Below are 25,158 nucleotides of genomic sequence, written 5' to 3' on the forward strand. Positions count from 1 at the left end.
ATTCTAAAACCAAAATCCAATATTAAAGTACCAGATACTTTTGCGTTGTTCAGGAGAGTAACTAAATTTAGCTTGAATTGGCCCTAAAAAGGTTTCTATACCGTAACCAAAACCATACCCTCTATAATCTGGTAAGGTAAACCATTCGCCAGAATCAAAAATATCATTATCTACATTGGCCCAGTTTCCTTCTATGGTAATATGGTGTTTATCAAAAATCTCATAATTGGCACTTGCGTAGGCTTTTACATAACTATTTCCTGTTAAGGATATGAAATCATAACCTAAAAACGAGATAAAATTATTGATGAAGTTATTTCCATATCCGCCAAGTGCAAAATCTAAGGTATTTGTAGAATTATCTCCTATTTTGAAACCTCCACTGGTTTGGAGATTAAAACATATCTTTTCTGAAATTCGAAAGGCGTAGCCCATTTCAGCTTTAGCGATGGAGAACCTATCAAAACCTTTATTAAAGTTAGACGCAAAGAGATAGGTATGGAAATCGCCATTAAAATAGACACCGCTTGACGGATAGTATTTATCGTCATATGTATCTAATACCAACGTTCCGAAAGCACTAAAATAATCGGTGTTCTCAAATTCAAATTCGTCAGTTTCATCATTAATAGTAATGGTTTCAGATTTAATATTTAATCGTTTATGTTCTGCTCCAATACCCAGAGCGAAATCTTTTCTAAACAGTGTTTGTAAGTAAAATTGATTGGTTTGATCACGCAATTTAACCTCTAACTTATTAATACCAGTATCTTCTATTTGAGTTTCATCAAGTAAAAGCTCTGCATTTACATTTTTTTCAAACTGGTTGTATCTTGATCTAAATCCAACACTCCAATAAAAGCCTTTGTCAATTAGATAATCAAAATTGAATCGCACATTATCTCCTAAAATAACATCTAACGAAGCTATATCATTATTGAACAACAATCGTTTTTTTGTCAAATTTACTAAGGCTGCACTTTTGTAAAGATCATCATAGTGCAATCCTAATTTTAAGAACGTGGTGGTAGTACTCTCTTCAACTTCGGCTACAAAATCATAACCTTCTTTATCATCTGATTTTTCAAAATCATAATGAAATGAATCAAAATTATTAGTGGCTACCAGATTATTTACTCCTCTGTTAAAATCAGTATAACTGACCGTTTCATCTCCTTTAAGTTTGAGTTTTCCCAAAATATAAGACCTGGTGTACCTCTCGTTCCCAACAAGACTTATTCCATTAATACTGATACTATCGTTATGAATCAGATTGAGCTGAGTTCTGTAATTATTTGTATTTAATTTTGGTAAGGTACTCAACTCTAAGGTTTTTTCAAGCGCAGCTTTTTTACCATTTTCAATAATTTTTTTTCCCTCACTAAACGAAACCACACTAAAATCGGTAATATCTGGTTTGATGTAAATATCTGTCTTTTTAGACTTTAATTTCATGTCATTGATTGTTCTAAAATTATTGATTTGTAGTAGTACATCTGGAGCTGAAGTCATATCTTCTCTACTCGCCAAGTCATCTTGTACATCAACACCTATAATGATATCCATGCCTTTGGCTCTAAGTTCATCTATGGGATAATTATTAACAACACCTCCATCAATTAGCAATTGATTGTTAATGTTAACTGGCTGAAATAGTGATGGAAATGCACCACTAGCTGTAATACTCAATGGCAAACTTCCAGAATCCAATACTACTTGTTCTCCTGTTTCCACATTGGTTGCGATACAAAAAAACGGAATTGGCAACTGTTCAAAATCATCTATTTCATTAACATGCAATGTTAATCTAGACAATAAATTAAATACGTTTTGACCTCGAGATAATGCTGAAGGTAGTTTAAGTTTAAAATTATTAAATGGTAGAGCTATAGCATATTTTTCGGTATTGTCGCGCTCATAAAATGTTTTAGATGAGCGTGGTAAATTATCATTGATGACCTTATCAAAGTCCAGACTTCTGAATATAGAATCCAACTGCTTGCCAGAATACCCAGAAGCATATAATGACCCAACAATAGCTCCCATACTCGTACCAGCAACATAATCTATTTTAACACCCAAACTATCAATAACTTTAAGCACTCCAATATGAGCAAACCCTTTGGCACCTCCTCCACTTAAGACTAAGCCAATTTTGGGTTGCCTCATATCCTCTGTTTGTGCTTTCGTTGAAAACACACAAGTCAATATTAATATGATTAGGATATAATTTTTCACTTCTTACTGTAATAGTCTACTATTTTTTGAGCTCTCGATGCACCAACTACTTTTTCAAGATCTTCTTGTTTTGCTTCGGAAATGCGCTTGACTGATTTAAACTGTTTCATCAACGATAAAACCGTCTGCTCACCAATTCCCGGAATGGTTTCAAGTTCTGTTGTGAGTGCACTTTTACTTCGTCTATTTCTATGATGTTCAATACCAAAACGATGGGCTTCATTTCGCAATTGCTGAATGATCTTCAAAGTTTCACTTTTCTTGTCTAAATATAGCGGAATTGGATCATCTGGATAAAATAATTCTTCCAAACGCTTTGCAATTCCGATGATAGCAATTTTATTCCGAAGATCTAAGACATCCAGACTCTTCAATGCTGATGATAATTGTCCTTTTCCTCCATCAATAATAATCAATTGTGGCAACGGTTGATGTTCATCTAACAAGCGTTTATACCGACGATACACTACTTCCTCCATCGAGGCAAAATCATCTGGACCTTCAACCGTTTTAATATTAAAATGTCTGTAGTCTTTCTTGCTAGGTTTACCATCTTTAAATACAACACAAGCAGCAACTGGATTTGTTCCTTGAATATTTGAGTTATCAAAGCACTCTATGTGTCGTGGTTCTTCAGATAGCCGAAGATCCGATTTCATTTGCGCCATGATTCGGTTGGCATGTCGATCTGGATCAATGATTTTAACCTGCTTAAAGCGTTCCATTCGGTAATACTTTGCATTCCGAAGTGATAGATCTAAAATGTGTTTTTTGTCACCCAATTTAGGAATTGTAACCTTGATATCGTCACCCAAATCTACCTTAAAAGGCACGTAAATTTCTTTTGATGTTGAGTTAAATCGCTGTCTGATCTCAGTAATAGATAATTCAAGCAACTCTTTATCGGTTTCATCTAATTTCTTTTTAATTTCTAAAGTGTGAGACCTGATAATGCTTCCGTAGGATAATTGTAAAAAGTTGATATACGCATAGCTCTCATCGCTCATGATCGTAAACACATCTACATTACTGATCTTTGGGTTGACTATAGTTGATTTGGCCTGATAATTCTCTAACACCTCAATTTTTTCCTTGATACGTTGCGCTTCTTCAAACTGCATCTCCTGAGCCAGCTGCTTCATTTGTGTTTTAAACTGTGAGAGAGAGTCTTTAAAATTTCCTTTAATAATTTCTCTTATGGCAACAATATTTTTATTGTATTCGTCTTCAGTTTGTAAGTCTTCACAAGGGCCTTTACAATTGCCTAAATGATATTCTAGGCACACTTTATATTTACCAGCTTCAATTTTTTCTTTGGAAAGATTATAATTACAAGTTCTGAGATTATATAAGCCTTTAATCAGATCCAGTAAGGTATGAACAGTCTTCATACTGGTATATGGGCCAAAATATTCTGAACCATCTTTAAACACTCGACGTGTAGAAAACACTCTTGGGAAACGTTCTTTTTTAATACAGATCCATGGATAGGATTTATCATCCTTGAGCAACACATTATATCGTGGCTTATATTTTTTTATGAGATTATTCTCAAGTAATAGCGCATCGGTTTCTGTCTCAACAACAATATGTTTGATGTTGACAATCTTTTTTACCAGTACTCGGGTTTTACCATTATCGTGCGACTTAGTAAAGTAAGAACTTACCCGTTTTTTAATGTCTTTTGCTTTACCTACGTAAATTAAGTTATCATCGGCATCAAAATACTGGTATACACCAGGTTGGTGAGGCAATGTTTTTAATTGAATATCTAGCGTAGGTTTTTGCATCACTCAAAGGTAAATGAAAAGCTTATACTGTAAAAATTAAATCCTAACGTATTTTAGTATATTGCAACATAGTAAATTGGGTTTGGATGGTACTGCCAGGCAAACACTTTAAGCACTTTATATGAACATTGTCATTTTATCCAGAAACCCACAACTGTATTCTACGCAACGACTCGTAAAGGAAGGAGAATCAAGAGGTCATGAGATGGAGGTTATCGATCCTCTTAAATGTGACATTATAATTGAAAAGGAAAAACCTACGATTTATTACAAAGACCGATATCTGGATTATGTTGATGCTATTGTGCCAAGAATAGGAGCTTCAGTGACGTTCTATGGTTGTGCTGTTGTTAGACAATTTGAAATGATGGGTGTGTTTACTATTGTGACTTCAGATGCTATTTTAAGATCAAGAGACAAATTGAGGAGCTTACAACGCTTAAGTAAGGCTGGAATTGGAATGCCAAAAACAGTCTTTACCAATTATTCCAGAGATGTAGAAGAAGTTATTGAGCATGTAGGTGGTACTCCTGTAATCATAAAGCTTTTGGAAGGTACTCAAGGGCTTGGTGTCGTACTTGCTGAAACTAAAAATGCTGCCGAATCTGTTCTGGAAGCCTTTAATGGATTGCAAGCCAGAGTTATTGTACAAGAATTCATTAAAGAAGCCAAAGGTGCTGATATTAGAGCACTGGTTGTTGATGGTCAAGTGGTTGGCGCAATGAAACGGCAAGGCAAAGAAGGTGAGTTTAGATCTAATCTTCATCGTGGTGGAAGTGCAAACATTATCAAATTAAACACCGATGAGTTGAGAGTGGCTATGAATGCCTCGAGAGCTTTAAAATTACCTGTTTGCGGTGTAGATATGTTACAATCTGAACGAGGCCCTTTACTTTTAGAAGTTAATTCAACACCTGGACTGGAAGGTATTGAAACAGCAACAGGAAAAAATATTGCCAGAGCTATCATCACTTTTATTGAACGCAACAGAACATAAATGAGTAATAAAGATATTTTAGAAATCTTGGGAGAGCAAGTTCCTTTAGGTAAAAGTGCAACGGTAAGTTTTAACGTTGCCAAACTACATACTCAAAATAGGATAGACGTTCCTGTAATTATCGAGCGTTCAAAAAAACCTGGACCAACGGTTTTAATTACTGCTGGCATTCATGGTGATGAAGTTAATGGTGTTGAGATTGTAAGGCAAATTATTGCCAAAGGCATCAATAAACCTAGAAAGGGAACAATCATTTGTGTTCCTGTTATTAATGTGTTTGGGTTTATACATATGGATAGAGAATTTCCAGATGGTCGTGATCTCAATCGGGTATTTCCAGGAATTAAAGGCGGTTCGCTAGCCAGTAGAGTGGCTTTTAAATTAGTGACTGAAATTTTACCACATGCCGATTTAGTAATGGATTTCCATACTGGCGGAGCTGATCGTTTTAATGCAGCCCAAGTTAGAATTGTAAAAGGCGAAAAAAGTCTTAAAGAATTAGCAAAGGTATTTGGAGCTCCATTTGTATTGTATTCTAAAAATATCAGTAAATCATTCAGAAACACTTGCTATAAACTTGGCATACCTGTATTACTTTTTGAAGGTGGTAAATCATTCAACATTGACACTACCATCACTAATACAGGTGTTAATGGTGCCAAACGTGTACTCCACCATTTAGGAATGCTCAACAGTAAATTTAAAGTCTCACAACCTAAAAAGACCTGTGTTTTTGTTGCTGAAAGTAAATGGATACGTGCTAATTATTCGGGTATGTTCAAGCCAACTGTCACTATTAATTCTCATGTATCTAAAGGTGATGTTATTGGTCATATTACTGATCCCTATGGAAGTTTTAATCATTTTGTAAAATCACCAAATGACGGCTATATTTTTAACATCAATGAATCACCAATCATTTATCAAGGCGATGCTATTTTTCATATTTCAACAGCTTTAAAAGATGACTAAATCAGCCTTACGAAAAGCGTATAAAATAAAACGAAGTGAACTTTCCGAAGAACACTTAGAAACGCTGAGTTTGGATATAGCCAATCAGCTACTCACCTTATCTATTTGGGATTATGAGTTTTATCATCTGTTTCTATCTATTATAGAACATAAAGAAGTCAACACCGATTATATTTTAAATATTCTCTCTGGGAAAGATAAGCATATTGTGATTTCTAAAAGTGATTTTGCAACTCTTGAGATGTCTCATTTTTTACTTACAGATAGTACAACCATCAAAAAAAATGAATGGAACATTCCTGAGCCTGTTAATGGCATTTCAATTGCTCCTAATCAAATTGATGTAGTTTTTGTTCCATTATTAGCTTTTGACACTTCTGGTCATCGCGTGGGTTATGGCAAAGGGTTTTACGACAAATTTTTAGCGACATGTAAACCTGAAACGATTAAGATTGGATTGTCTTATTTTGAGCCTGTTGAAGACATTTCTGATACATTTGAAAATGACGTCAAACTTGATTATTGCGTGACTCCCGAGACTATTTATAACTTTTAGTCATAATGTCTGGCGTAGGTTTCACCTTCAATTAGAAATTTAGGTTGCTTCCCATCATCAACTTTAAATTTTGTTTTTAATGTTGTCCTGCTTTTAACATTTTGCACAAAAATGACCAGATGTAAATGAGGTGCTGTGGACCAACCTGTATTTCCACTTTCTCCAATAATTTGACCTTGTTTTATAGTATCACCAACTTTGACTTTTGCACCATTTTGTTTTAAGTGTACATACTCTGCAAATGTGCCATCATTATGATAAACAAGAATAACATTATTAAATTTTTGACAGTCGCTCTTTGGACAACCTCGATTATTTTTATCAATCACTTTTACGACAATACCATCTCTAACTGCCGCGATATCAGTCCCTACTGGCATCGAAAAATCTAAAGCATTTTCATTTTGATGTGATAAGGTTCCATTATATCCCTGAGATAACTTATACGATGTATCTTTCTCAAAGGGAAGAATATATACAAAATCTCTCTTGTAATCTTTAGCCTGATGAATGCCATAATTGTTCCAATTTGATGAACTCACATTAGCTTTTCCTTTCTGTTTAATTCTAGTTAGAGTAGTTATTTTATGCGCCTTTGTATTTGCAGGAATGACAAATACTTTATTATTGCCTTTAGACGATTTAAGATTTTCTAACTTTAAATTTATTTCTATAGAAACTGGACAGATTTCGTTGTTATCAGCATACATAATAATACTGCCATCTGGTAAGTTTTCATAATAGGTTTTAGCATTGATTTGTGCATTAACAATTGATGTAAAAATAATAGTGATGACAATTAAAATATTTCTCATAAGATTGTGCTTAAAAGTTTTTTTAACCCTCAATAGAAACTATCGAGGGTTGATTTAATTAAAGATAAATGAAATAATACTATTTAATGATCAAAATCATTTAAAATTATGTGATCTACAATCCCATCTTCTGTACTATCAAGAAAAATGATCTTATCATGAACTATAGTCTTTCCTAATTTTATAATTGGCGTTTTTCCTTTTGAAGCATTAAAATCTTCATTAATTGTCAAGAAATCATACTTAGTCATCATCTCATCAAACGAGGTTCCTACTCCAAATCCATCTATCGTTATATAGTTAGCATTTGATATAATAATTGTTTTAACTAGATTTTGATCATCAAATGTGATGTCAAAATCAGACGTATCGTAGTCTTGATCATATGCTTTACCTAATTGAATTCCCGCAACACCTTGGTTAGTGATGATATGGTCTTGGTTATTACAAGACGATAGTAAAATAATTACACCAATTAATAAAACTATTTTTTTCATTTTTATATTTTTAATTGCAAGTTCCCGAATTCGAAACTGATGTTCCTCCTGTTGTGTTAGTAGTAACTCCAGATGGTAAATTAGTCATTCCTCGAATATCTTGTCCTAAATTCCCTGGATTACTTCCATTTCCTCCTCTAGGCCAAGTTCCATCGGTATTAGGAACATTAGTGTTTGTTTCGTTTATTATATCGATTCCAAAATCAGTACAATTGTAAGTATTCAAATTATATGTTGGCTCAGATCCAGTAATTGAGTTGTAAATATTTGTTAACTGAGTTGGAGTAACGTTAGTATTACTGATACTTACATCAAATTCATGATCACTATCATCTCTTAAAATACTAGCACATGAAATTACATTTTCGCTCGGATCATTGCTTGGATTAATTGTATCAGGAATTGGATAATAACCAAGTACTCTGGTTATAGTTCCTTGCTTTATAGCAATAAAAGTATGACCAACATCTACTGGGTCAAATGGATTTAATGTAATTCTATATGGATCAGGGGAATTGGGCTTAGGCTGATCAACGTATAAAGTAATTTCAGCAGGCTGAGTTAAATCAAAACAACTCATGTAATCAACTATATCGCTTATTTCATCTCCTGAATCATCATCTTCAGGAAATAAATTTGCATTTTCCCATATTTGACCTTCAATTGCATCAATTATTTCTGAACTTGGATTATTAACAATTGAATCGAAAATTACTGCATTCTCTGGTGAAGTGGGAGGTATTCCAGGTACTTGGGAATGACTAGAAATATAAAGGTATTGTAAATAATCTATGGACCAATCTATAAAGTCATATCTGAAAGTGTCTGAGTTCCCTCTTAAAAACGAATTGAAAGCAGACTCAAGATCTGGATAATTATTAATGAAATTAATATCTTGATCATCTAATAAATTAGACATTTGCTCTCTAACCAAACTTCTCGCTGGCACATTGATTTGAGTCAAAGGACCCTCAGCTAATAAATCTCCACTATTTTCAACATCATTCGGATCGTATGGACTATACTCGGAACCTCCCCAATCAATTCCACCTCCACCGCCACCAGAGCTTGAACCATCGCCATCAGAACTACCAGAACCAGTACCTCCATCTCCACTACAAGCGCCTACCTCTGAAACGGTTATTGAGACTACATCTGGATGATTACAGCTTGGGTCAGCATGTACCGCACAACATGTACACGGAAATTCGTATGTATAGGTCGTTGTAAACTCTATACAAATACGAGCTGCAATACCTAACATATTCTGATCTAGATCATCTATTTCTTCAAATGTGGGCTGATTAGTATAATTTGATGGGTAGACTCCATTTTCTAATTGCTCTAACTCATTTTGAGTCAAGCTATAAGTTACAAGTAAAGCCACATAACTATCCATATTGTTATGCTTTGCTAGTAATAAGTTTTGCACTAATGTTGGATTATCATAATTAGCTGTTAGCGCAAACGTATAGCTATGACTTACTGGGCCCTCAATATATTTTACGCTGGATGTATCTACTACAAAATCGTTAAAAAAAGCTTCAGACGAACGTCCTAACAGTCCACTATTATTGGCTTTAACTCCTTCAGTAGGCTTAAAAAAATCTTTAAGATTAATACTGTGTCTGGTTCTTGACAATGAGGTGGTCTCAAGTATGACACTTCGAGTTTGTGCTTGTTCATTTAAAACTTCATCGTCTTTTTGACAACTGAAATTTAAGATTGTTAGTCCTATCAATACAATAAAAATTAAGATTTTGTTTTTCATTTGTTTGTGATTTAAAGTGAAAGACAATTTTAAACTTAATTGCAAGATATAACGTACGAATTTCATAGATAGCTAATAATTTCGGACACTTTTCTTATACTGAGAAGGCGTTAATTTGACAAACTTTTTAAACGACGAATAAAAACTAGATTTAGAATTAAACCCTGCTTCCAGACCAATAGCTGTAATCGTGTAGTTATCAAAACTAGAATTCTTCAACATTTCTTTTGCTTCTATTATCCTTAAAGAGTTGATATAATCGTTAAAATTTAAATCATTATGCTTATTCAATAATTGTGATAGATATCCATTGCTAATATTAAATTGATTTGCCACCATTCCGAGATTTAAATCAGGATTTAAATATTTTTTTTCATCCTCTATCCAATTCTTAATGGAAACAAAAAGTTTGTCATTGGATTTTTTAATATGCTTCTCAGCTAATGATTCTTTTGGTAAAATTATTGACCTAATTTTTAATCGCTCCTTATGTATTTTAGAATTAAAAATCCCAACGTATGAAATCCAATATACAAGAAAAGAAATACTAATCCATAATGGATAATATATACTTAATCCTCCTTTATTGTAACTTGATTGCATGTAAATAATTTCGGCTATCCAGAACAAACACATGATGCCTCCAATATAGAGAATGTGCTTCAACCATTTAGTTTCAACTCTCACCAGGCGCTTATTGTAAAACTTATTTGTCTTTTCGTAATTGAAAATTTTCATCAAAATCATGACTATCAACGTTAGATTAAATAGTAATGAGAATGATTCAAGTGCTATATTAACATTAATGAATCCATCTGGAGTAAAAATTAAATCGTAATAATAGAAAAGATTAAAAACTAGTGCTAACGCAAATGGTATTAAGAAAAAATAAATTAATCTCAGACTTACTTTTTCTTGTAAATAACTAATGACATATAAATAAAAACTTGGAACTATTAGCATGTCACAAGGAATTCTAAGCTTATCAAAAATGCTCAAAATTCCTTTAAATCCAACATCCATTATCCAATATTGTAAATTACTCAATGATAATACTAAGACAGTAATCGCTATGAAAGAATTAGTAAGGGATCTGTACTTTCTATTGAACAAAACAACAGAACTAAATATCAACCCTTGAATTATTCCTGAAAAAATAATAATATTATAAATATTGAAATTTAATTCTCCCATGAATCTTATTTACAAGCAATTTAAAGCTTCATTTAGAAAAAATAAAAAGATATCATTACGGCTTTTCCGTAAATTTAAATAAGAAATAACTTACAAGGAAGTACTAAACATGAAATGCACGCTTATTAAAGAAAATTAAAATCCCAATTCCTGTACTTATTGCCATATCTGCAATATTAAATACAGGATCAAAAAAAGTAAAATAGGTGCCGCCATAATATGGAATCCAGCTCGGTAAAACACCACTCCACATAGGGAAATGCAGCATATCTACCACTTTACCATGAAACAATGAGTCATAACCTTGTTCTGGTAGAAATGTAGCTACCTGACCTGCACTGGAATCGAAAATCACTCCATAAAATACTGAATCAATAATATTTCCCAGAGCACCTGCCAAAATAAGTGAAACTGCAAAAATTAAGGTTCTGGAACGTTTGTGAATAATAGATTTGTGCAACCAATAGCCAATACCAACAACTGCCAAAATCCTGAAAATAGTGAGCGACACTTTAGCGGTTCTATCAGAAATAAAGGACACAAAATCACTGATTTTTGTTCCCCAAGCCATGCCCTCATTTTCAACAAATGCAATCTGAAACCAACTGAACACTTCTAACTTCTCATTGAGCGTAAAGTGTGTCTTTATATAAATTTTACTTATTTGGTCGATAAGTAGGATGAGTATAATTAAAATAGTGGCTTTTTTAAAAGACATGTATTTGAGTTTGACAGGAACAAAAATAGGGCTAATATTCTAAATTTGATTGTAATGAACAACGACTGTAATATAAAAAAACGCCTCAATTGAGGCGTTTATCTATCTGAAGCAGATTTTACTTCTGCATGTTTTTTGCTTCAATACTTAAGGTCGCGTGAGGCACCAATTCTAAACGCTTTTTGTTTATTAGTTTTCCAGTTACGCGACACACACCATAGGTTTTATTTTCAATACGAATCAAGGCGTTCTTTAGGTCACGAATAAACTTTTCCTGTCGAATAGCTAACTGAGAGTTAGACTCTTTACTCATCACAGCACTACCTTCATCAAATGCTTTAAATGTAGGTGATGTATCGTCAGTACCGTTATTATGATCGTTCATATAGGCACTTTTAATCAATTCCAGATCATGTTGTGCTTTATCTATTTTTTCTTGAATAAGTGCTTTGAACTCATTTAAGTCTTTATCAGAATATCTTACAGTATTATTTTCTCCCATCTTTTTATATTTTTTTAATAAACAATTTGGTATTTACATCATCAAAAGCAATTTCTATACCATTATTTAAGTCATCTAAAATCTCTAATTCATCTGTTAATGTCTCAGTCTTTATATACTCTAAATTTGTGTTTATGGCGTTTATAATTTGTTTATCTGTTTTAAATTGAACTGCAATTCTATCGGTTAATTCGAAACCAGAATCTTTACGTAAGTTTTGAATTCTGTTTACCAACTCTCTTGCAATACCTTCTTTTCTTAAATCGTCTGTTAATGTTACATCTAAGGCAACTGTTAAGGCTCCAGAACTTGCTACGAGCCATCCCTCAATATCTTTTGAAGTAATCTCAACATCAGATTGTTCTAAAGTAATGTTTTTTCCATTAACTTCAACGTCTAAAACACCGTTTTGCTCGATTTTTTTGATGTCTTCTGCAGTAAAACTGTTAACTGCCTGAGCCACAGCTTTCATGTCTTGTCCAAATCGTGGTCCTAAAACTTTAAAATTTGGTTTAATTTGCTTGACCAATATATCAGAAGCATCTTCTAAAACTTCAACATTCTTAACATTGACTTCCGATTTGATTAAATCTGAAACCGCTAAGATCTCATCCTTTTGTTCTTGACTATCAATAGGAATCATGATCTTTTGTAATGGCTGACGTACTTTAATCTTCTCTTTAGCTCTTAACGACAATACCAATGAAGAAATTGTTTGCGCACTTTCCATTTTACGCTCTAAGCTCTTATCTATGAAGGCGGCATCGTATTTTGGGAAATCTGCTAAATGAACACTCTCAAATACTTCTTTATTAGTAACTTTATTTAGATCCATATACAAACGATCCATAAAGAATGGAGCAATTGGCGATCCTAACTTAGCTATTGTAACCATACATGTGTAAAGTGTTTGATAAGCCGATATTTTATCTGTTTGGTAATCGCCTTTCCAGAAACGCCTTCTACTTAAGCGCACATACCAGTTACTCAAATAATCTTGGGTAAAATCTGAGATTGCTCTGGCAGCCTTAGTTGGCTCGTATTCTGCATAGTAATCATCTACTTTCTGAATTAATGTATGCAATTCAGATAAGATCCAACGATCAATTTCGGGTCTATCAGCTAAGGCAATATCTGCCTCAGCATAAGTAAACTTATCTAAATTGGTATACAACGTAAAGAATGAATACGTGTTATATAAAGTACCGAAGAACTTTCGCTTCACCTCTTCAATTCCATCCAGATCAAATTTTAAATTATCCCAAGGATTAGCATTCATAATCATGTACCAACGCGTGGCATCTGCTCCATATGTTCCTAAGGTCTCAAAAGGATCAACAGCATTTCCTAAACGCTTCGACATCTTTTGTCCGTTCTTATCCAAAACCAGTCCATTAGACACTACATTCTTGTAGGCAACCGAGTCAAATACCATTGTACCAATAGCATGCAAAGTATAGAACCAACCACGTGTTTGATCTACACCTTCAGCAATAAAATCGGCTGGATATGATTTTCCTTCGTCAATTAAATCCTGATTCTCAAATGGATAATGCCATTGTGCATAAGGCATAGAACCAGAATCAAACCAAACATCAATTAGATCGCTTTCACGTGTCATAGGTTGTCCGCTTTCAGAAACTAAAACAATCTCATCAACAATATTTTTATGCAAGTCTATTTTTGCATAGTTCTCTTCGGAAAAGTTGCCAACTTCAAAATCTTCAAAGATATCCTTCGATAATACTCCTGCTTGAACAGCTTTAGACATTTCGGATTTAAGTTCTTCAACAGAACCTATACAGCGTTCTTCTTTACCATCTTCAGTTCGCCAAATTGGCAATGGTATTCCCCAATAACGAGATCGTGATAAATTCCAGTCGTTTGCATTAGCTAACCAGTTACCAAAACGTCCAGTACCTGTTGATTTTGGTTTCCAGTTAATAGTTTCATTTAGCTGAAACATTCTATCTTTTACGTTAGTTACTTTGATAAACCAGGAGTCTAACGGATAATATAAAATTGGTTTATCTGTTCGCCAGCAGTTTGGATAACTGTGTTTATATTTTTCAACCTTAAAGGCTTTGTTCTCTTCTTTTAATTTAATGGCGATCTCAACGTCTACTGAACGTTCAGGAGCCTCACCATCATTATAGTATTCATTTTTAACATACTTTCCAGCAAACTCACCAACTTCAGGTCTGAAACGCCCTTGTAGATCAACCAATGGTACTAAATTTCCATTGTCATCTTTTACCAATAGTGGCGGAATTTCTGGTGTGGCTTGTTTGGCTACTAAAGCATCGTCTGCACCAAATGTTGGCGCTGTATGTACAATTCCTGTACCATCTTCGGTAGTCACAAAATCTCCAGAGATCACTCTAAAAGCGTCTTGCGGATTGTCATTTGGTAACACATAAGGTAATAATTGCTCATAAGTAATTCCTACCAGATCTTTTCCTTTGAATTCTTTTACTACGCAATACGGAATTTTCTTATCACCAGATGTATATGCTAATAACTCAGACTTCTCTTCCACTCGATTGAACTTTCCAGAGAATTGATAATTGACGAGTTTCTTAGCTAAGATCACATTCATAGGTTTGAATGTGTATTGATTGTAGGTCTCTACCAATACATAATCAATTTTAGGACCAACGGTCAAAGCTGTGTTACTTGGTAAGGTCCAAGGCGTTGTTGTCCAGGCTAAGAAAAAGATATCACCTTCATCTTTAAGAAAGTCAGGTAGAGATTCTTCATTAGCTTTAAACTGAGCAACCACAGTAGTATCGGTTACATCCTGATAGGTTCCTGGTTGATTTAATTCGTGAGAACTTAAACCTGTTCCTGCCTTTGGAGAATACGGTTGGATGGTATAGCCCTTGTAGAGTAATTTCTTATCATAAATCTCTTTGAGCAACCACCACACGCTTTCCATATACTTAGGATCATAGGTAATGTATGGATCATCCATATTAACCCAATAACCCATTTTTTGTGTAAGGTCATTCCAAACATCGGTATATCTCATTACCGCTTTACGACAAGCAGCATTATAATCTTCAACAGAGATGGTTTTACCTATATCTTCTTTTGTAATTCCTAATTCTTTTTCAACACCGAGCTCAATTGGTAAGCCATGAGTATCCCAACCAGCCTTTCGCTTAACCTGGAAACCTTTCATGGTTTTATACCTCGGAAAAATATCTTTAATGGCACGTGCTAAAACGTGATGTACACCAGGTAATCCATTTGCTGAAGGAGGCCCTTCAAAAAAGACAAATGGCTCATTACCTTCTCTTGTGGAGATGCTCTTTTCAAAGATGTCGTTCTCTTGCCAATAGTTAAGAATGTCTTCTGCAACTTTTGGTAAGTCAAGTCCTTTATATTCAGGAAATTTAGCGCTCATGATATCATTATTCTTATCGAGTCGCGAAATTAAGGAATTTTGGGAAAATTATAAGTGTGTTGCCACTAAAAAACAGAATGTAAGACCAACATAAGCAGTCAGTTTATTTTCGAGAACTGACTATAGGTTGAAATTATGATAAAAACCTACTAAAAAACGATCAACTTAAGCAAGATAAGAAGTGTAATTATTGATAGAATTCTTTTAGTGTTCTTCAAGGCAAGAGATTATTAATGTTCAATAATTAAGACACTAAAATCCAGAAAAAGTCACAAAAACATAGAAATTATTAGAACTATTGAATTACATAAAAAAAGCAAGGTCTTAACATCTAAGACCCTTGCTTTTTTTTAGCGGTTTACTATAACACTATTGTTTAGTTGATTACAATCTTCTTGGTCTCCACATGAGTTCCCATCTTGAGGTATACAACATAAGTTCCTCTACTCAAGTTAGAAATCTCCAATCCATTGTCTAAAGTTGTTGCGCTCACATCTGTGTACTCTCTAACGGTTTGTCCAAGAATATTAATCACTTGTAATTGATCTACATCTCTAGTGAGGTGTTTTGCAAATAACTTATTGGCGTTATTTGTGAAGTATATCAAATAGTATTGATAGTCTTCCTGCTCTGCTGATAAGGTAGCTTCTTCTGACTCAAATACGATCTCAAAACGATTAGCATATTCTCCTGATTCGGTAGAAAACTCATACGCCTGATCTGTCCTTAGATCAAAGTAGTATCCTGTGAGATTATCTCGTAAATACACCTGCTGATCCTCTTCTATATCTATTAATTCAGTTAGTCGTATTCTGTAGTTATAAGCTCCTGATGCTCTTAAGGTCAATGGCACAACTTTATCCTCTGTTATTGGTCCGTAAGCTTGCATGCTCATTGGATCTCCCTCTAAGACCAGATGAAGATCATCCTCTGTAGGTGTTGCATGTTTTGCATCATATCCATAGTCATAATCATCAGATGTGTAGTTGCTAAATCCTAATAACAATTCCTTACGTGTTGCTGGACCATCTACTGAGCTAAACTCTAAGCGTAGCTTTTGCATTAGTTGTTCCTCTGTTTCTGCCTCTTGTGTATCTGTATCCTGTTCTGCTTGTCCTGTTCTAAAAAATACAGAACCATTATTATAACTCCCATTATGGTCGGATTCTTTCTTGAATACCCTCTGACTATTATTAAACTCTACGGTTCCATCTGCTACAATCTCAGTCATGAATCCTTGTCCTACTGGTAAATATCGTGTTGGTGTTTTTGTACCATCCTGATTGCCATTAGTATCGCCTTCTATCCCTACAAACTGATAGGCTCGAACTGATCCTAACTTATTCACCTGGGCATAACCACCATCATACTCATCTAAATTATGTGAAGTACCACTCCACTGTTGCCATAGTTGTATGGTCCCATCAATAACACCTGCATTATCATCTATAAACTTGTGAATATCTAAAGCTGATGCATATGGATTTCCAAATAAGTAATCTGTCTTGGATACTGCTGGTACTGATCCACTACCTCCTGTATCAGTAACATCGATTAATATGGTACCATTGTTTGGCTTGCCTTCAAAAATAAATTGTTGACTCGATCCTGAGTTTCCGGTTCCCTTTTGGGTGTATCCTACTCCTGGCTCTATATCGCTGTTAGATGATAAACTAGCCCAATCCCAATACTCTACACCATTCTTGTAAGTGTATAACCAGCGCGTACTAACCTTTCCTAATTCATCATGTGCACTGGTAAACGTTACAGATGAACCATCTCCCTCTTTTAGCATGCTAAGGCGGTAAGCGGTATTGTTGGTATTATTAGTGTTAGTATTGTTATCTGTCAATGTGCTCGAGCCTAGTTGCCCTACTGGTGATGACCAATAGTTATACCAATATACACTAGTATTCCCTTCTTGTCTTCGAAGTATTCTTCCTGTTGAGGAGGTCACTAAATCACTATGCTGAGTTTGTAATAATTGAGAATCGTCTGCCAGATCAATAGCGCCTTTCAATTCTAAATACCAACTGTTATTGATATAATTATCGCCATTAACTGACAATGTGTGACCTGATTCTACAATCATCCCTAATTGGGTATGAGAGTTAGAGGTACTAACATTACTATTAATTCGTACAATACTCCAATCCTTATTAGAATTGACATCTTCTATATCCCATACATCGCCATGTAACCATGTGCTCTCTGTGGTCCAGCTACCATTATTAACTGACTCATAAGGCATTGGAGCCGTTTGCGCCTGAACAGTAGTAATATTTCTTAGTTTCAATGTGCGACTATTCCCTGAGTTATCCTCTGTAGTACTGTTCTTTATTGCTGTCATTGGATAATAAGCAATTAGGTTGCTCCATGGAATCCTAACATCTGTAGTGATATCTCTTATGTCTTTTGCTATTACTGAGCCACAAACGTAACTGGCATTCTCATGGATCTCTTGATATACCATACGCTGAATCTGATCCTGAGTTAAGGCAATATCAAATACTCTAACCTCGTCTATAGAACCATCAAAGTATAGTTGATTAGCTATGTTAGCTGAGTATCTTCCAATCTCGAAGGCGTCATTGGATGATGTTGAGTTCTTTATCAGACTCCCATCATTACCTGTATCTCTGGTACGATCTAATACCCCATCAACATATATGGACATCAGTCCTGTAGTATTGGAATAGGTTCCTGTAATATGATGCCACTCATTAGTGCTGATAGAATTCCCAACAGCTGATTTGGTCGCATTTCCATCTGTTGTAATTGTAAATGTAGGCTTGTTTCCATCTTGTAACCATAATCGACAACCTGAATCTTCTCCTGCAATAACTCGAACACCATTTTGGGTATCGGCTTTTACCCATGCCATTATCGTAACTTTTCCTTCTCCCTCTATAAATCGATCGGTTGACAGATAATCATCTACGCCATCAAAATCTACGAAAGCCTCTACTGGTGGATTAACATCAAATAAATCTCGGTAATCCAAATCCCCTCCTGAATACAAATCACCATCGGTGTCTGGGAGAATTAATAAACTTGAGGGAACCTCTATACCTTCATTGACATCAAGCAAGACATCATTAACTCCGTTAGTTTCAAAACTATTATCTAAACCATCAGCATCGGAATCATTTCCTGAAATGTTATTGGCCATTCCATTTTCCTGTATATCTGGAATAGTATCATTATCTGAGTCGGAATCTATATAATCATAAACTCTGTCACCATCAGAATCTTCAGGTCTTAGACCATTTCCGTAGTTATCATCAATACCGTTTTTATCTATATCGACTATTGTAAGTCCTGATCCACTTGGAGCATTGTATGCAATTGTAGATTGAGCTTCAACGTTATCTGGAATTCCATCATCATCTGAATCAATATCAAGAGCATCAAAATTTCCTGAATTATCCGTATTGGTTGGAACGGTTCCAGTTCCAGCCGAACTAGGAACTCCAAATGTTGTAGTATCTTTTCCTATAACTCCGTCTGCAATTCCATCGCCATTATCATCGGTTCCACCAGACTCTAATACATCTGTTAAACCATCATTATCACTATCCAAATCCAAATGATTAGGTATCCCGTCTGAGTCAAAATCAAGATTTGCACAAATACCAGAACTATTCAAGGTACAGAAATCGGCATCTTGAAAATTTGGAACACCATCAACATCATGATCGGCTGAAGGATCTATTCCACCAGACTCAACAGTATCTAAGATTCCATCATTATCATCATCTAAATCATCGATATTACTTAATGAATCTTCGTCAGAATCAGGAAATGTTAAAATGAAAAGCTTTCCATCACCATTATCATTGGTAGCAGCAGTTAATTGCACTTTAGTAATTGTAGAACCAAAAGGCGCAATATTATCTAAATAGAATAAGGCAATTCCTATAGTACCTCCTGTATCAACTACACGATCACTCAACCAATAATCTCTTCCACCAGGCACTGGTGGATCTACTGCTCCTGGTGTTCCTAAGTTGGCACCTGTTCCTGTTCCTCCAAAGCCATATTCTGTAGCATTACCCTGATTCACAAAAGTTTCACCTAAGGATTGCTCGACGCTTCCACCAAAGGGAATTCCGAAGAACTCCAGATGGTAACAGTTATTAGCATTACGCTCAGTAATTGCAATTAAACCACTTGAGTTTGATTTTATACCATCGCCATAATATAAAGTTTGTCGTTGAGCATTGGTTGTTTCTTCAGCAGTATAATCATCACAAATATTGTCTCCATTTCCATTAGAATCAAAATAATGATTGAGGTTTAAAGATTGATAAGCTGCAAGAGCAGAAGTATTCCAAGTAGCATTAGCACTTGAATTCTCAACAAAATTTCCATTCAGTCTGATCTTATTCTTGTCATGACCACCTGGTCCTAATTGTGTTAGTTCATAAGCAGAAGGTACTCCAAAGTTATAGTAAAGTGTTCCATTAACTGTAATGCTTTCTATTGTAGCAGGATTATCTCTATGCGTTTGATTATCACTCCAATTGAATGTAACTCCAGATTGAATACTTGGAGCGTTAGTTTGAGAAAAACCTAAGTAACTCAGGGAAATGAAAAGTAGGTTAAACAAAAATAATTTTAGTTTCATAGTATAAATAGTTTGGGACTATAAATAATTATGTACTCTAAAATTCTTAGTTTAATGGATATACTCTGAGGGAAGTTTCTAAAAATAAACCCTAATAAGGTTTAGTTTATTAAGCAATATTAGGACTTTAAGAGAAAATTATGAGCCAAAGGCTGTCAAATATTCGATTAAAGAACTGTAAAAATCGCTAATGTGCGTTTTGCGAAAAATGAAATACTTAAAACTTCGGTAAATGACAAGGGTAAATACAATAAAAAAAGCAAGGTCTATATGACACTTGCTCTTTTTCAGTTTGCTATTAATTAGGGATTATTTAATTTACTGACCGATTTTACAAACGTAGTTAGTAAAAGTTTAAAAAGAATTAACATATGTTAATTTTCGTTATAATGCTTTTCGTATTCTACTTAATTGTACAGGCGTTATATTTAAATACGATGCAATTTGATATTGAGGGATGAGATTATCAATATCTGGTATTTGTGTTTTGAGAATATTATATCGCTCTGTAGCATTTAAAGACATGGTTTGTAATTGTTTCTTTTCATAAATCATAAAAACATACTCATGAACTCTATTATACAGGTTACTGATGTCAATATTTGTTTTTGTGAGTTTCAAAAACTCATAAAAGTCGATTTCAAAAATATCACAGTCTGTCAAGGTTTCATAAGACATTAGAGATGGTTCCTTTTTCAAGATTGAAGTAAAGGGTGTTACAAAACTGATTGGAGAATATATATTTTTTGTAAGTTCTTTACCAGATTCAAGCACTAAAGTAGCCCTCATCAAGCCTGAGACTAAAAAGTGTACTTTAGTACTCATTCCTCCTTGTTTTACTGTCTTTTCGCCACGTTTTAAAAACTTTCTTGTGGCGATACTTTGAAGAATAGCGAATGTCTCATCTGAAACATTAAATTTTGACTTGAAAAAATCAAAATTAGGATTTTTCATAGTTTATTTGGTTGGTTGATTGATTTACATCAATGTCTTCATTTAATTTATCAAACACAAATAATGACTATGAACTCATTATTAAATTAGATAATCTGTAATTTGTAAATCAAATTTAAACTACAATCCCAATTAGGTCTTCAATTTTGGAGATCAATTGAATTTTAATAGTAGTGTTCTTTAAAGCTATCTTATTATACTTTGAGACAAAAATAGTTGAGAACCCTAGTTTTTCTGCTTCAAGGATACGCTGTTCTACACGTTGCACTGGACGAATTTCTCCTGACAATCCGACTTCGGCAGCAAAGCAAAAATCCTTTTGTACAGCAGCGTCCTCATTAGACGACAAAATAGCAGCAACAACAGCTAAATCTATGGCTGGGTCATCTACAGTGATTCCTCCTGTAATATTTAGAAACACATCTTTTGCTCCTAATCTAAATCCTGCCCGCTTTTCTAAAACTGCAAGTAACATATTCAGTCGTTTTGCATTAAAACCTGTTGCGCTTCGCTGTGGTGTTCCATAAACCGCTGTACTGACTAGTGCCTGTACTTCGATCATTAATGGACGTATCCCTTCTAATGTAGCAGCAATAGCATGACCTGATAATTCCTCGTCTTTTTGTGAAATTAAAATTTCAGAAGGATTAGACACCTCACGTAACCCAGAGCCTTGCATTTCATAGATTCCTAACTCATTGGTTGATCCAAATCGATTTTTATTGGCTCTAAGTATTCTAAACACGTGATTGCGATCACCTTCAAATTGCAATACTGTATCTACCATGTGCTCTAAAATCTTAGGACCAGCAATATGTCCGTCTTTAGTAATATGACCAATTAAAACTACTGGTGTGGCTGTTTCTTTTGCAAACTTGATAAGCTCTGTAGTACATTCTTTAATTTGAGAAATACTACCAGAAGAGGACTCAATATAATCACTGTGGAGTGTTTGAATTGAGTCTATAATAACCACATCAGGTACAAGCTCTTCAATTTGTTTGAAGATATGTTGAGTTTTAGTTTCGGTAAGGATGTAACAGTTACTAGACGTTGGATTGATACGTTCGGCACGCATCTTAATTTGTTTTTGACTTTCTTCACCAGACACGTATAAGGTCTTATAAGGTAGTTGCAATGATATTTGAAGTAATAATGTACTTTTTCCAATACCTGGCTCTCCTCCCAGAAGTGTCAATGATCCTGGAACTAAACCCCCTCCAAGCACCCGATTAAACTCATCATCTAATGTGTTCAATCTTGCCTCTTTAGAGGTGTCAATCTCGTTTATCTTAAGTGGTTTTGAAACACGTTTTCTAGCATTTTCAGGAGTTTTCCAATCGCTCTTTTCTGGCTTTTGAATGACTTCTTCTGTGATTGTATTCCATTCTTTACATGATGTACATTGTCCTTGCCATTTAGAATATTGACTACCACAATTTTGGCAAAAGAAGGTTGTCTTTAATTTAGCCATATTTATAATCCGGAATACCGGATGTCCTTGAATTAAAAATTTCAGCTAAATTAAGATATTTTTAATTGATATCCTTAAACCAGGTTAATACAGATATGATTTTTAAAGCAGCTAGTTTTGACGGAATAATTGTTACGACAACTCGTTTTAATTTACGATACAACCATTCAAAAAAATAATCTGTTGAATAGATACTAATTTTAGTTTTCTTCATCTTCCTCATCTTCAGTTTCTGTATCTTCTTCAACTACTTTTAAGCCCTCAACATGAGACATAATAAACTCTCGATCAATATGTGCCATATCTTGAAGAGTCAATGCAGATTCGTAGAGCTTAACAGCTTTTTTTGTTTTTCCTAATTTTTCAGCGTACAAAGCCATATGGTAAGTTCCAAAGGATGAATCAGGGTTTAACTTATTAGCCAACTTTCCTATCTTATATACTGATTCTAAATCCTCACGCTCTTCTGCAACAGTGATAAGCTGCTGAAGCTCTTCTTCGGAAATAGGCTTGAAAATTCCAAATAGCTCGTCTATACGTTTGTAACGGTCAACAATGTAATCATCTAACGTGCCTTCATAAGGAAAGACTTTTTCTTTAAGTTCCTTTTCATCTAAAGGTTTATAAAGCTCAAAAATTCTATCCATAGCTTTAGACAAAGCACCTGTTACTAATTGATAATGAGAATCTCCTTTTAATTCGTCAAAATAATATGTTAAATGTGGATTTTCAATGGCTTTTAAATTATCATTAGTACCGCGAACAGTATTTCTAATGGACTTTATATCCTTATCAGATGTTGCCATATAATAGAAAATATCATTGTCTAACCATTCTAATCGTTTGGCCACATTTTGGCTCATCGTGCCTTTGAAATCTGGACTAATATTTATGTAAGCCTGAAATACAGGTTCTTCATGAAACAGGAATGCGTTAATAAAATTCCCCATTAGGTTGTGACCTACAGCGACTTTAAATTTACTGGTATTGTAATTAGCATCTATGTGCGGAATAAGTTCTTGAGCTACAAATTTGTAAAAACGATCACCAGACTCGAACGGTAAACCTGATACCTCATCAAAGTAGCTATCGTAAAAACGTTCTTCGCCTTGAATTACACCAACAATTATTGATTCGGGCATTTCATCAAAATGGGTTTGAAAACTTACTTGACCACTAACTGGTTCAAATAAATATTCACCATCAAAGACAATAATTACGGGATGTTTTAATTCTGATTCTGGATCGTAGTTCTCAGGAAGCTTTATTTTTAGCTCTCTGGTTGAATTGAGTTTTCGGGATTCAAATTTCTCATATGTTACTTGTGCAGATATTTGTGCACAACACAACAATGAGATGATAAAAATTAAGATATTTTTCATCTTCAGTAGGTTAAGTTTAGGGACAGTAAATATACCTAAAATAAGTTAAACTACTAATTTATTCGACGAAATGCACAAATTGACCTAATCTTGGTCTTGAATATCATAAATCAAGTCCAACAACATGTCTTTAGAAATAAATTCTGATTCTTCTAGTAGCAAACCAGATTGATAGCTTTGAAGTGCTTTTTTAGTATTACCAATAAAATCAAAGTATTGTCCGCCATAGTAAGCACTGATCATTGATTCTGGATATTCTTTTCTGGCTAATTTTGATAAATTCTTGAGTGATTCTTCATTATTTTTCTTCTTACTTGCAGCAAGAACTGCTCTGAGATCGTTTTCAACTACCTTTTTTTCAAATCCGTAGAAGAACTCAATGTCTTGATACTTCTTCATAAGATACTCATAAGGACTACCTTCAAAAGTGAGCATTTTTTCTTTGTATTCCTTTTTATTTATTGGCTTATAAAGCCCAAAGATCTCATTAATAGCTTTTGGTATTCCTAATCCTACCAAAGAATAATGGTCTGCATCAGTAAAATCATCAAATCTGTAATGTAGTTTAGAGTTTTCAATAGTACCCATAGCCGAATTAAATGCCAAAACGTCTTCTCTTAAGCTTTTTACATCATTATCTGCAGTGGCTAAATAGTAAAATGTATCTTCTTCAGTAGTCGATAGTCTTTCTTGAAGACGATTTACCATTTCTGGGGATAGATCAGGGCTAAAAGCAATATATCCTCTAAATAGTGGCTTGTCTTTAAACAACCAATAATTAAGGAAATTAGCACTTAAATCGTGACCTACTATAATCCTAAAGTTAGACGTTAAATAATTATCATTTACATATGGGATGAGTTCCATTCCTATAAACTCAAAAAACTGCGAACCCCCTTCATCTGAAGGAAAGTTAGTTTCTTGACTGTAAGACAAATCAGCATTTCTACTTTTTGACTGATTAACACCAACTACTATGGATTTTGGCATATCTCCCCAATACGAATGATAATCAGCATTCCCAATCATAGGTTCAAATAAATAATCACCATCTAACACCACAATTAAAGGATATAGAATATCACCTTCTGGGTCATAGTTCCTTGGAAGCTGAATTTTAATTTCTCTAGATTCTCCCAGTTTTGAAGATTCAATAGTTTCGTAAATAACTTGAGAAGTCGCTATTTTAGAAAAAAGAACACACAATATCAATAAGGTAATTTTATTCATGACAATCTAGTTTAATAAAGGCAAGGTAA

General features: G+C 34.3%; 18 protein-coding genes. 3 read left to right on the forward strand and 15 right to left on the reverse strand.

The genetic code is table 11. The annotated features are described in order from the left end of the window. Positions 1–3: 3 nt before the first annotated feature. Positions 4–2,169, reverse strand: a complete 2,166-nt coding sequence (locus Q0951_RS13100; RefSeq protein WP_299337546.1) for a patatin-like phospholipase family protein — start codon at positions 2,167–2,169, stop codon at positions 4–6. Between the two features lie 65 nt (positions 2,170–2,234). Continuing rightward, on the reverse strand, positions 2,235–4,028 hold the full coding sequence (gene uvrC, locus Q0951_RS13105; RefSeq protein ID WP_299337547.1) for an excinuclease ABC subunit UvrC: 1,794 nt from the start codon (positions 4,026–4,028) through the stop codon (positions 2,235–2,237). Positions 4,029–4,149: 121 nt separating this feature from the next. Between uvrC and rimK the strand changes: the two genes are divergently transcribed. Genes rimK through Q0951_RS13120 form a run of 3 tightly spaced genes read left to right on the forward strand, consistent with a single transcriptional unit; the run spans position 4,150 to position 6,553 of the window. After that, on the forward strand, positions 4,150–5,025 hold the full coding sequence (rimK, locus tag Q0951_RS13110) for a 30S ribosomal protein S6--L-glutamate ligase (protein WP_299337549.1): 876 nt from the start codon (positions 4,150–4,152) through the stop codon (positions 5,023–5,025). Beyond that, positions 5,026–5,997, forward strand: a complete 972-nt coding sequence (locus Q0951_RS13115) for a succinylglutamate desuccinylase/aspartoacylase family protein (RefSeq protein WP_299337551.1) — start codon at positions 5,026–5,028, stop codon at positions 5,995–5,997. Next, positions 5,990–6,553 carry a 5-formyltetrahydrofolate cyclo-ligase gene (locus tag Q0951_RS13120; RefSeq protein WP_299337552.1) on the forward strand — a complete coding sequence of 188 codons (564 nt, stop codon included), beginning with the start codon at positions 5,990–5,992 and terminating at the stop codon, positions 6,551–6,553. The genes Q0951_RS13115 and Q0951_RS13120 overlap by 8 nt, the downstream gene beginning before the upstream one ends. On the opposite strand, the gene Q0951_RS13125 is transcribed toward Q0951_RS13120, so the two are convergent. From Q0951_RS13125 to Q0951_RS13185, 13 genes are all read right to left on the reverse strand, one after another. Beyond that, a complete protein-coding gene (locus tag Q0951_RS13125) occupies positions 6,550–7,368 on the reverse strand; it encodes a M23 family metallopeptidase (RefSeq protein WP_299337554.1) in 819 nt (272 codons plus the stop codon). The genes Q0951_RS13120 and Q0951_RS13125 overlap by 4 nt on opposite strands. A gap of 83 nt (positions 7,369–7,451) precedes the next feature. Beyond that, entirely contained in the window at positions 7,452–7,865 is a 414-nt protein-coding gene (locus Q0951_RS13130) for a hypothetical protein (RefSeq protein WP_299337556.1), read from the reverse strand. 10 nt (positions 7,866–7,875) lie between these two features. Further along, positions 7,876–9,636, reverse strand: a complete 1,761-nt coding sequence (locus Q0951_RS13135; RefSeq protein ID WP_299337558.1) for a hypothetical protein — start codon at positions 9,634–9,636, stop codon at positions 7,876–7,878. A 72-nt stretch (positions 9,637–9,708) separates the two neighbouring features. Continuing rightward, positions 9,709–10,830: an AraC family transcriptional regulator gene (locus tag Q0951_RS13140; protein ID WP_299337560.1), complete on the reverse strand. Its 1,122-nt coding sequence runs from the start codon at positions 10,828–10,830 to the stop codon at positions 9,709–9,711. Positions 10,831–10,933: 103 nt separating this feature from the next. After that, positions 10,934–11,548, reverse strand: coding sequence for a lipoprotein signal peptidase (locus Q0951_RS13145; RefSeq protein ID WP_299337562.1), 615 nt, complete (start codon positions 11,546–11,548; stop codon positions 10,934–10,936). Between the two features lie 118 nt (positions 11,549–11,666). Beyond that, the gene (locus tag Q0951_RS13150; protein WP_299337564.1) at positions 11,667–12,050 is read right to left on the reverse strand and encodes a TraR/DksA C4-type zinc finger protein; all 384 of its coding nucleotides are present in this window, start codon (positions 12,048–12,050) and stop codon (positions 11,667–11,669) included. Positions 12,051–12,054: 4 nt separating this feature from the next. Further along, positions 12,055–15,459 carry an isoleucine--tRNA ligase gene (ileS, locus tag Q0951_RS13155; protein ID WP_299337594.1) on the reverse strand — a complete coding sequence of 1,135 codons (3,405 nt, stop codon included), beginning with the start codon at positions 15,457–15,459 and terminating at the stop codon, positions 12,055–12,057. 376 nt (positions 15,460–15,835) lie between these two features. Further along, entirely contained in the window at positions 15,836–20,089 is a 4,254-nt protein-coding gene (locus tag Q0951_RS13160; RefSeq protein ID WP_299337596.1) for a LamG-like jellyroll fold domain-containing protein, read from the reverse strand. Between the two features lie 384 nt (positions 20,090–20,473). Continuing rightward, positions 20,474–21,043 (reverse strand): Crp/Fnr family transcriptional regulator, encoded by a 570-nt coding sequence (locus Q0951_RS13165; RefSeq protein WP_299337598.1) that lies wholly within the window; start codon positions 21,041–21,043, stop codon positions 20,474–20,476. A 115-nt stretch (positions 21,044–21,158) separates the two neighbouring features. After that, positions 21,159–22,517, reverse strand: coding sequence for a DNA repair protein RadA (radA, locus tag Q0951_RS13170; protein WP_299337600.1), 1,359 nt, complete (start codon positions 22,515–22,517; stop codon positions 21,159–21,161). 61 nt (positions 22,518–22,578) lie between these two features. Beyond that, positions 22,579–22,731, reverse strand: coding sequence for a hypothetical protein (locus Q0951_RS13175; protein WP_299337603.1), 153 nt, complete (start codon positions 22,729–22,731; stop codon positions 22,579–22,581). Next, positions 22,718–23,899: an alpha/beta hydrolase-fold protein gene (locus Q0951_RS13180; RefSeq protein ID WP_299337605.1), complete on the reverse strand. Its 1,182-nt coding sequence runs from the start codon at positions 23,897–23,899 to the stop codon at positions 22,718–22,720. Before Q0951_RS13180 ends, Q0951_RS13175 begins: the two co-directional genes overlap by 14 nt. 84 nt (positions 23,900–23,983) lie before the next feature. Continuing rightward, positions 23,984–25,129: an alpha/beta hydrolase-fold protein gene (locus Q0951_RS13185; protein ID WP_299337608.1), complete on the reverse strand. Its 1,146-nt coding sequence runs from the start codon at positions 25,127–25,129 to the stop codon at positions 23,984–23,986. Positions 25,130–25,158: the final 29 nt, after the last annotated feature.

Origin of the sequence: uncultured Psychroserpens sp., assembly GCF_947501425.1 — a bacterium.
In the GTDB taxonomy this organism is placed as follows: domain Bacteria; phylum Bacteroidota; class Bacteroidia; order Flavobacteriales; family Flavobacteriaceae; genus Psychroserpens.

Coding starts and splice junctions, on each gene's coding strand:
- Q0951_RS13140 (WP_299337560.1), bottom strand. CDS start 10,830: ATGGGAGAATTAAATTTCAATATTTATAATATTATTATTTTTTCAGGA.
- Q0951_RS13150 (WP_299337564.1), bottom strand. CDS start 12,050: ATGGGAGAAAATAATACTGTAAGATATTCTGATAAAGACTTAAATGAG.
- Q0951_RS13130 (WP_299337556.1), bottom strand. CDS start 7,865: ATGAAAAAAATAGTTTTATTAATTGGTGTAATTATTTTACTATCGTCT.
- Q0951_RS13115 (WP_299337551.1), top strand. CDS start 5,026: ATGAGTAATAAAGATATTTTAGAAATCTTGGGAGAGCAAGTTCCTTTA.
- Q0951_RS13160 (WP_299337596.1), bottom strand. CDS start 20,089: ATGAAACTAAAATTATTTTTGTTTAACCTACTTTTCATTTCCCTGAGT.
- Q0951_RS13120 (WP_299337552.1), top strand. CDS start 5,990: ATGACTAAATCAGCCTTACGAAAAGCGTATAAAATAAAACGAAGTGAA.
- Q0951_RS13125 (WP_299337554.1), bottom strand. CDS start 7,368: ATGAGAAATATTTTAATTGTCATCACTATTATTTTTACATCAATTGTT.
- uvrC (WP_299337547.1), bottom strand. CDS start 4,028: ATGCAAAAACCTACGCTAGATATTCAATTAAAAACATTGCCTCACCAA.
- ileS (WP_299337594.1), bottom strand. CDS start 15,459: ATGAGCGCTAAATTTCCTGAATATAAAGGACTTGACTTACCAAAAGTT.
- Q0951_RS13145 (WP_299337562.1), bottom strand. CDS start 11,548: ATGTCTTTTAAAAAAGCCACTATTTTAATTATACTCATCCTACTTATC.
- rimK (WP_299337549.1), top strand. CDS start 4,150: ATGAACATTGTCATTTTATCCAGAAACCCACAACTGTATTCTACGCAA.
- Q0951_RS13165 (WP_299337598.1), bottom strand. CDS start 21,043: ATGAAAAATCCTAATTTTGATTTTTTCAAGTCAAAATTTAATGTTTCA.
- Q0951_RS13180 (WP_299337605.1), bottom strand. CDS start 23,899: ATGAAAAATATCTTAATTTTTATCATCTCATTGTTGTGTTGTGCACAA.
- Q0951_RS13175 (WP_299337603.1), bottom strand. CDS start 22,731: ATGAAGAAAACTAAAATTAGTATCTATTCAACAGATTATTTTTTTGAA.
- Q0951_RS13185 (WP_299337608.1), bottom strand. CDS start 25,129: ATGAATAAAATTACCTTATTGATATTGTGTGTTCTTTTTTCTAAAATA.
- Q0951_RS13100 (WP_299337546.1), bottom strand. CDS start 2,169: ATGAGGCAACCCAAAATTGGCTTAGTCTTAAGTGGAGGAGGTGCCAAA.
- Q0951_RS13135 (WP_299337558.1), bottom strand. CDS start 9,636: ATGAAAAACAAAATCTTAATTTTTATTGTATTGATAGGACTAACAATC.
- radA (WP_299337600.1), bottom strand. CDS start 22,517: ATGGCTAAATTAAAGACAACCTTCTTTTGCCAAAATTGTGGTAGTCAA.